The 8,071-nt window shown below is 29.4% G+C and carries 7 protein-coding genes and 1 pseudogene; all 8 read left to right on the top strand.

What is annotated here, in order from left to right; all coding sequences use genetic code 11:
- Positions 1 to 191 (top strand): annotated as a pseudogene (locus RYK07_RS08345) (glycosyltransferase family 2 protein); the annotation flags it as partial.
- A gap of 25 nt (positions 192 to 216) precedes the next feature.
- On the top strand, positions 217 to 1,224 hold the full coding sequence (locus RYK07_RS08340) for a glycosyltransferase family 2 protein (protein WP_314853411.1): 1,008 nt from the start codon (positions 217 to 219) through the stop codon (positions 1,222 to 1,224).
- A 55-nt stretch (positions 1,225 to 1,279) separates the two neighbouring features.
- On the top strand, positions 1,280 to 2,239 hold the full coding sequence (locus RYK07_RS08335) for a glycosyltransferase family 2 protein (protein WP_314853410.1): 960 nt from the start codon (positions 1,280 to 1,282) through the stop codon (positions 2,237 to 2,239).
- A 13-nt stretch (positions 2,240 to 2,252) separates the two neighbouring features.
- The gene (locus RYK07_RS08330; protein WP_314853409.1) at positions 2,253 to 3,227 is read left to right on the top strand and encodes a glycosyltransferase; all 975 of its coding nucleotides are present in this window, start codon (positions 2,253 to 2,255) and stop codon (positions 3,225 to 3,227) included.
- 1 nt (position 3,228) lies between these two features.
- Positions 3,229 to 4,224, top strand: a complete 996-nt coding sequence (locus RYK07_RS08325) for a galactofuranosyltransferase (RefSeq protein WP_314853408.1) — start codon at positions 3,229 to 3,231, stop codon at positions 4,222 to 4,224.
- 3 nt (positions 4,225 to 4,227) lie between these two features.
- Complete coding sequence (locus RYK07_RS08320; protein ID WP_314853406.1) at positions 4,228 to 5,190, top strand: capsular polysaccharide synthesis protein; 963 nt, start codon at positions 4,228 to 4,230, stop codon at positions 5,188 to 5,190.
- Between the two features lie 9 nt (positions 5,191 to 5,199).
- Entirely contained in the window at positions 5,200 to 6,741 is a 1,542-nt protein-coding gene (locus tag RYK07_RS08315; RefSeq protein ID WP_314853405.1) for a transporter, read from the top strand.
- Positions 6,742 to 6,752: 11 nt separating this feature from the next.
- On the top strand, positions 6,753 to 7,862 hold the full coding sequence (locus tag RYK07_RS08310) for a glycosyltransferase (protein WP_314853403.1): 1,110 nt from the start codon (positions 6,753 to 6,755) through the stop codon (positions 7,860 to 7,862).
- Positions 7,863 to 8,071 lie beyond the last annotated feature (209 nt).

The following is an 8,071-nucleotide window of genomic DNA, read 5'->3' as shown; positions in this document are numbered from 1 at the left end:
GAGAATTCTATAATCAAAAATTAGCTGAGTATGTAACATTAACAAAGAAAAATCCAGAGTTAGCTAGAGCATCACGTTTGATTAAGCTCTATAACTTTTGCCCCAAATATTATAATTCAATTGTATTCCCAATCTATTATGCAATTTGGAAATTCAAAAATGGCATTAAAGAAGTAAAGGTAGATGAATAAAAATAATTGAGAAGGAAATTATTTTATGATTAGTGTAATTGTACCCGTTTATAATGTGGAAGAATACATAGAAGAATGTCTAGAAAGTATTCAATATCAAACTTATACAGATATTGAAGTCATCTTAGTAAACGATGGTTCAACGGACAGCTCAAAAGAGATTTGCGAACGATTTTGCCAGGCAGATAGTCGCTTTAGATTGATTAATCAAGAAAATAAAGGTCAAAGTGCAGCCAGAAATCGTGGGGTTAAAGAATCCATTGGCGAATACCTCATGTTTGTCGATAGTGATGATGTTATCAATAAAAACGTGTTAGAAGTACTACTTCCTTACATGAAGACGAATGTAGATATCGTAGAATGTAGAATGACAAGAAATAAAGAAGAGTTCTATCTTAATAAGATTTCTACAATTGTATTCGAAGGAAACGCTAAAGAAGCAATTCTTAATTGTATTGAGTTTAAAGAAGTGAAGTTTTGTCCCGTTACAAAATTATATACAAGAGAAATTGTTGAAAAGATTCCATTTTTAGAAGGATATATTTATGAAGATGTCTTTACAGGAATTAATTATCTAAAACATATTCGAAAAATAGTAGTTATTGATTATATTGGTTATTATTACCGTGTTCATGCAAATAGTACTATGACGAAATCCTTTAATGAAAAAGATTTAGATATTTTTAAAGTGGGAAATCAGTTAATAGATTCTTTTAAAGATGATGAAGATATGCTTCCTTATATTGGATATTTTATGTTTTATATAGGTCATGGACACTATTTAAAAGATGGGATAAATAAGAAGAATCCATATGTCGATTTATATGAAGATTTTATTCGAAACGCTGCTTTTATAGCAAAGCAATCCAAGGAAGTTGTCCAGAAATATCGTTTATTGAGACTGTACTTATTTGCTCCAAAATATTATACAACTTTTACTCATCCTATTTATATAGGTTTGCAAAAGAGATGGATTGCTGCTAAAAAAGTAATGAATCATCTAAACGATAAATTACATATAAGAAAAAATTGAGTATTTAAATAAGTAGGATAATACAATAAATTTAAAAGGAAATGTTAGAAAGAATATGATTAGTATAATAGTTCCAGTTTATAATGTAGAAAATTATCTGGAAGAATGTTTAGAGAGTATAAAAAATCAAACGTTTACAGATATCGAAGTAATATTAGTTAACGATGGATCTACTGACAACTCAAAAGAAATTTGTGAGGAATATTGTAGGAAAGATTCTCGTTTTCACTTAATAAATCAGGAAAACCAAGGGCAGAGTATTGCAAGAAATAGAGGCGTTGCTGAGTCTACAGGAGAATTCATTATTTTTATTGATAGTGACGATATAGTAAAGTTTGATTTGTTGGCGCAATTAAAGAAGTATATGTCTGATGGAATTGATATTGTAGAATGTAATAGAACCGAGGATATTCATTGTTTAAATTTCGAAGAAAAAGTAATTGATGTTAAAGAATTGGATTCAAATGAAGCATTATATGAATGTTTTAATCATAGAGTAAGTTGGAGCCCAGTCGCAAAACTCTATCGTCGTGAAATAGTGGAGAAAGTTCCGTTTTTAGAAAATTTAATTTATGAAGATTTTTATACTGGAATCGTCTCTTTAAAATATATTCATAAAATGAGAAAAATTGACTATATTGGTTATTATTATCGATATCATACTTCTAGTACGATGAATCAAAAATATTCAGAAAAGAATCTTGATATTTTTAAGGTTGGCGAAAAATTATTAGAGGAATTTAGAGAAGATAATTGGTTACCTTATGTAGGGAATATGTTATTTTTAGTCGGTATTGGTCATTTTAAAAAGTATCGTATAAGAATTGGACATCCCTACTATCAGTTATACATTGATGCAATTCATAAATATGCTGAAATAGCTAAGGAATCATCCGATATTTTCAATTCCAGTAAATTATTAAGATGGTATAGTTATTCACCAAAATATTTTTTTAGTTTATATTATCCTTTGTATTTAAAATATTTAGACATTCGAAAAAAATGGAAAATTTAATAGGAGGCTATTTATGATTAGTGTCATTGTACCTGTTTATAATGTTGAAGAGTATCTAGAAGAATGTTTAGATAGTATTCAATGTCAAACATATACAAATTTTGAAGTGATATTAGTCAACGATGGATCAACAGATGCTTCAAAAGAAATTTGTGAGAGATTTTGTAGGCAGGACAGTCGTTTTCATTTAATCAATCAAGAAAATAAAGGATTAAGTGGTGCAAGAAACCGTGGTATGAGTGAATCCCAAGGTGAATTTATTACTTTTGTAGACAGTGATGATGTTCTTAAAGAAGATATGTTGGAACAATTGATAAAACAGGTTACCTCAGATGATATCGATATTGTAGAGTGTTGGTATACGAATGATCAAAAAGAATTAGCAATCCCTTCACCAGAAAAAGTAAAAATTATTTTTCAAGGGAATACTAAAGAAGCTTTAGTTTCTTTATGTAGAGATAATATTGTTCGTTTGAATGCAGTTGCTAAACTTTTTAGAAGAGAAGTAATTTTCAATTTTCCATTTTTAGAAGGTTTATTTTATGAAGATGTTTATGGAGGAATTGGAATCTTAAAACAGATTCGTAGAATGGTGAAAATCGATTATATAGGATATTATTACCGTGTACGACAAGGTAGTATTATGAATCGAGAATTTAATTTGAAAAATTTAGATTTATTTACAATATGTGATAAAGTCGAACAATTATATGAAGGAGATGTAGAGCTACTTCCATACATTCATCGTCGCTTGTTCCATTTAGTCTTGATGCACGTTGTCGATTATCATATATTCGAGGGGAATCCATATCAAGAGAAATATGTGGAATATTTGAATCGATACTCTAAAAGTTCAAGCCCATCATTTTTAATGAGAGCTTATCAATTATTCCCACAAAATATTGTCTTCATTTCAAGAGTTGTTGGAGCGATTCAATGGAGATTTGAAAAATATATTATAAAAGGATTATGGAAAGGGATGAAGTAGCATGAACTATTATTTAAAAGAAAGATATGCTGAAGCTAAACATGCAGGATCTAAAGCAAGATTAGATGCTGAAAAAATAATGTTAGAAGCAGGCTATCAACCTTTTTTCTTAAATAGTCATTCAAATGCTGTTCCTTTAACAAAAGACGATGTAATCGTTCTTCAATTTCCATTATTATGGCATTCGTTAAAAACACAAATTTTAACGAGATTTTTGAAAAATAGAAAGTTCAAAGCTTATTTACTCATCCATGATATTGAGTCACTTAGAAATAGAAAGATAAAGACATTTAAAGAGTTTAAACATTCCATTATCTATTTTTTACAAAATAAAACAGTACTGGAAAAAGTAGATGGTATTATCGCTCATAATGATAAGATGAAAGCAGAATTAGTGAGATTAGGAATTCCAGAGAAGAAGATTGTTGCATTAGAAATCTTTGATTATGTCATTCCTCATTATGAAGAGAAGACAACTTATGAGAAGAATACAGTTATCGTTGCAGGAAATTTTGATATTCGAAAAACAAAATATGCAAGACAATTACCTGGAATTCCGGAATTTTCTATTTATGGAATCAACTTCGAAGAAGAGAATCTTCCTTTGAATGTTCATTATAAAGGCGCTTTTTCTCCTGATGAACTTTCTCATCACCTTCAAGGTGGCTTTGGTTTAGTTTGGGATGGAGATAGCCCCTATACTTGTAGTGGAATGTATGGAGAATATTTAAAGATGAATAACCCGCATAAAGCTTCTCTTTATTTAGCCTCAGGGTTTCCAATGATTGTATGGAGCCAATCTGCTTTAGCTGATTTTGTCAGAAAAAATCAATGTGGAATCATAGTTGATTCATTATTTGAAATTTCAGAATCTTTAGATTCTCTTTCAGAAAATGACTATCAAGAGCTAATTAAAAATAGTAAAAAAATCGGAGAAAAAATTCGTGATGGGTATTTTCTAAAAACAGCTTTAGAAAAGTGTGAAAGGAAATTGTAGCCTATGAAACTACAAACATTACGAGAAAAAATCATTCGATATTGTCAAATCGTAAAATATTATGGAGTTAAGCAGACAGTAGCTTATTATCTTGCGCAACAATCTGAGACGAAGTTCTATGATTTTCATAAAAAGATTCTTTTAGATTTTGTATTGAAATTACGTAAAGAAGCTCAAATAGATGAATCGAGTAATGAGAACGAAGAAGTTGATACAGAGTTTCCAAAAATTATTTGGACAATGTGGCAACAGGGAGAAGCACAAATGCCTGAAACGGTAAAAGCTTCACTGAAGACAATTAAAGACTTTGCCAAAAGAAATGGTTGTGAATGTTATTTATTAACGGATGAAAATCTTGCGGATTTCATTAATATTCCTGCAGATATCACCGAAAAATATGAGAACAAAGAATTATCAGCTGCACATTATTCAGATATTATTCGTTTTAGTTTGTTATACCAATATGGTGGAATATGGATGGATGCAACTTTATTTGTCTCGCCTTATGCAACTTTAGAAATATTTGAAGGAGACTTTTTTACTTTGAATCATCCACCTATACACACGGATAAAATAGAACGAGCTATTGGTGATTTTAAATGGTCAGGTTTCTTTTTAGCAGGGAAAAAAAGGAAGCCATATTTTAAACATATTCTGGATTTATATTTGTACTATGTCCGTAAATTCCCAATTTTTATTCATTATCTAATGATGGATTTTATTATTTTATCTGAATATAAGTGTAATGATGAATTTAGTACATTAGTCGATGGGTTACCAATCTTAGCTTTTGCTGAGGAAGTATGGTTTTTAAGAAATCATGCGAATGATCCTTTTGATGAAAATGAATGGAGAGAAGTGTTAAAAAACACACCAATTATGAAAACAACTTATAAAATTAATAAAGAAGAGTTAATTCTTAATAGTTATTTACATAAACTTTTCCATGGAGAATTAAATGAATAGAGGGAATGCATGAAAAAAAGTAGAACAGAATTTGCCACTTTGAATACGACTATAGCTCTTGCGCTTCAACCTTTTCAGGTAATTCTTGGATTTGTTAACCGAACAGTTTTTGTGAATATTCTTGGAATTACTTATTTAGGATTAAGTAATTATTTATCTAGTTTAGTATCAATTTTGTCTCTAGCAGAATTAGGAGTAGCTGGAGCTATTAGTTATGCTTTATATGCTCCATTAGTGAGAGAAGAACATGGAAAAGTAAATGCTTTTATGATTCTTTTTAAAAAATTATATCGAATCATTGGTGTATCTATTTTTGTCTTAGGAGGTATCTTATCCTTATTTCTTCCTCATTTAATTAAGGATTATACGATTAATGATGAAGTCTATTGGATTTATTTTTTGTTTGTATTTAATGCTGGTTCCAGTTATTTCTTCTCATACAAACGAACATTACTGTATGTCGATCAGCGAAACTATGTGATGACGTTAATTGATTTTGGATTAAACACTGCAAAGGTATTATTGCAAATTGCAGTGATAGTTTTAACTCATAATTATATTTTCTATTTAATGATTAATATTATCGTGAATATTATTGGAAATATTGTGATGTCACTGATGGTAGATCGATTATACGATTATTTGTATAACGAAGAAATATCTCCAATTAATCAAGAAGAAAGAGAAAAATTTATTCGGAATATTAAAGGCAATATCATTGGAAGTATTGGAGAAACGGTAGTATTTCAAACGGATAGTATTTTAATGGCGAAATTTATTAGTTTAGCAACGATTGGGATTTATGGAAATTATACCTATGTTTTAGGATTTGTTTCTATGATTTTAAACACTGCTATTAATTCGGTCGTTTCTTCTGTTGGAAATTTAGTTCATTCAATAGATAGAACAGTAGAAGATAAAATCCATTTTTTGAAAAAATTTCAGTTTATTACTTTTAGTTTGATTTATTTTGCAAGTATGGGATATTTACTATTTATTCATCCGTTTATTATGATCTGGTTAGGAGAGAGTTTTTCATTTAATCGTACGATTGAGATTCTAATTGTTCTTCATTTTTTCTTAACCTTTTATAGAAGACCGATTTTAGTCATGATTTCAGTGTATGGCTTAAGTTATGAGCAAAATAAAAAGGTAATTGTAGAGATTATATTAAATATCGTTCTTTCACTGTACTTTTTAGCAATTTTAGATTTAGGAGTATCTGGAATATTGTTAGGAACGATTGTTTCAACTTTATTGACATGTACATGGTATGAGCCTTATAGTGCGTTTAAGTATGGATTAAAAGCTTCCTCAAAAGAATATATGAAAACAATGATGCAACATTTTATTGTGGCTGGATTTAGTTTTACAGTAATTAGCTTGCTAGAATTTTTTGTTTTTACATCCCTTGAATTGAGTTTGAGTATTGTGATTAAAATTATTTTATATATTACTGTTTTGAGCGTGTATATTTTCTTATTTAGAAATCATGAAGGTGGACGACAAATTATACTGATGATTCAAAAAGTATTAAAGTTTAAAAAATAAGGAGAAAATCAATGAAAAGAATTTTGGTCTGTGGGTTAGTTCCAGATATTGGTGGGTTAGAAAAAATTATTATAGATTTTTATAATCATATTGATACCAATGAATTTGAACTGGAATTTTTACTCCAAGGTCCTGAAGATGTTGACTTTAGTGAGCATTTTAAGAAACTTTGTCAAAAGCCGATTATTGTAAATCGAATTCCAAAGTTAAGACCTCATATTCAGCAATCGTTAAAAGAATGGGATCTTTTCTTTAAGGAAAATGCACATCGATATGATATTTTATGGTCGAATCAAAATGGTTTAACTCATCTAGAATTTTTAAAATTAGCGAAAAAATATGGCATTGAAAAAAGAATTGTTCATGGACATTGTGCTATTGCCGACAAATTTTACCGTTTTATTCATCCGATTAATCGACTTTTTGTTGGGAAGTATGCGACGGATTTTTGGGCTTGTGGAACAGAAGCGTTGAATCATTTTTATCATGGAAAAGAACGAGAAAAAGCCTTAGTGATTCATAATGCGATAGAGGTAGAAAAGTTTTTATATGATGAAGAGAAAAAAGTGCAACTTCGACAGGAATATTGTATTCCAGAAGATTGTTTTGTAGTAGGACAAGTTTCTCGTTTATATGAAAAACAAAAAAATCAAAGTTTTTGCATTAAAGCCTTTTCTGAATTAGTTAAAAAAGAACCGAATTCTCGTTTAGTTTTTATTGGAAGAGGAGATACTGCTTTTTTACAAAATATAGCTGAACAATATGCAGTAGCAGATAAAGTGATTTTTACAGGATTGAAAACAAATATAGGTGAGATGCTCAATTTACTTGATGTATTCTTCTTCCCATCTCATTTTGAAGGATTACCGATTGTATTAATTGAAGCTCAAACCAATGGATTACCCGTTATCACAGCAAGTCACTTGCCGAATGCGAAGATTTTAGAAAATTTCGATAATTCTTTATCTTTAACGGACTCACTTGAAGAGTGGGCAGATAAGATTTTATCTGTTCGTCATAGTCGAGAATTAGATACAGAAAAAGTGAAGAAAAAAATTGATCAAGCAGGATATGAGATTGAATCCGCAACTCGGAATTTAGAGAAGTTATTTAAGAATTAAAATGAAAGATGGTTTAGTAACTGAATATATAACTAAAAAACGATTAAGAATATAAAATACAAGAAGAAAAAATTCTTTGTAGTGAAAGTGAAAAAATCTAATTTTTAATAGATTTTTTTACAAGGTAAAATTCGAGACCAAGGCTCGAATTTTAGGCTCATCGACAAATTCTGTTGGTGGATCAAATTTAACACCAAATTAAGTCTTTA

This window comes from uncultured Granulicatella sp. (genome assembly GCF_963528315.1).
Taxonomy (GTDB): domain Bacteria; phylum Bacillota; class Bacilli; order Lactobacillales; family Aerococcaceae; genus Granulicatella.
This window is presented reverse-complemented; position numbering and strand designations above follow the sequence as displayed.

Coding starts and splice junctions, on each gene's coding strand:
- RYK07_RS08340 (WP_314853411.1), top strand. CDS start 217: ATGATTAGTGTAATTGTACCCGTTTATAATGTGGAAGAATACATAGAA.
- RYK07_RS08335 (WP_314853410.1), top strand. CDS start 1,280: ATGATTAGTATAATAGTTCCAGTTTATAATGTAGAAAATTATCTGGAA.
- RYK07_RS08330 (WP_314853409.1), top strand. CDS start 2,253: ATGATTAGTGTCATTGTACCTGTTTATAATGTTGAAGAGTATCTAGAA.
- RYK07_RS08325 (WP_314853408.1), top strand. CDS start 3,229: ATGAACTATTATTTAAAAGAAAGATATGCTGAAGCTAAACATGCAGGA.
- RYK07_RS08320 (WP_314853406.1), top strand. CDS start 4,228: ATGAAACTACAAACATTACGAGAAAAAATCATTCGATATTGTCAAATC.
- RYK07_RS08315 (WP_314853405.1), top strand. CDS start 5,200: ATGAAAAAAAGTAGAACAGAATTTGCCACTTTGAATACGACTATAGCT.
- RYK07_RS08310 (WP_314853403.1), top strand. CDS start 6,753: ATGAAAAGAATTTTGGTCTGTGGGTTAGTTCCAGATATTGGTGGGTTA.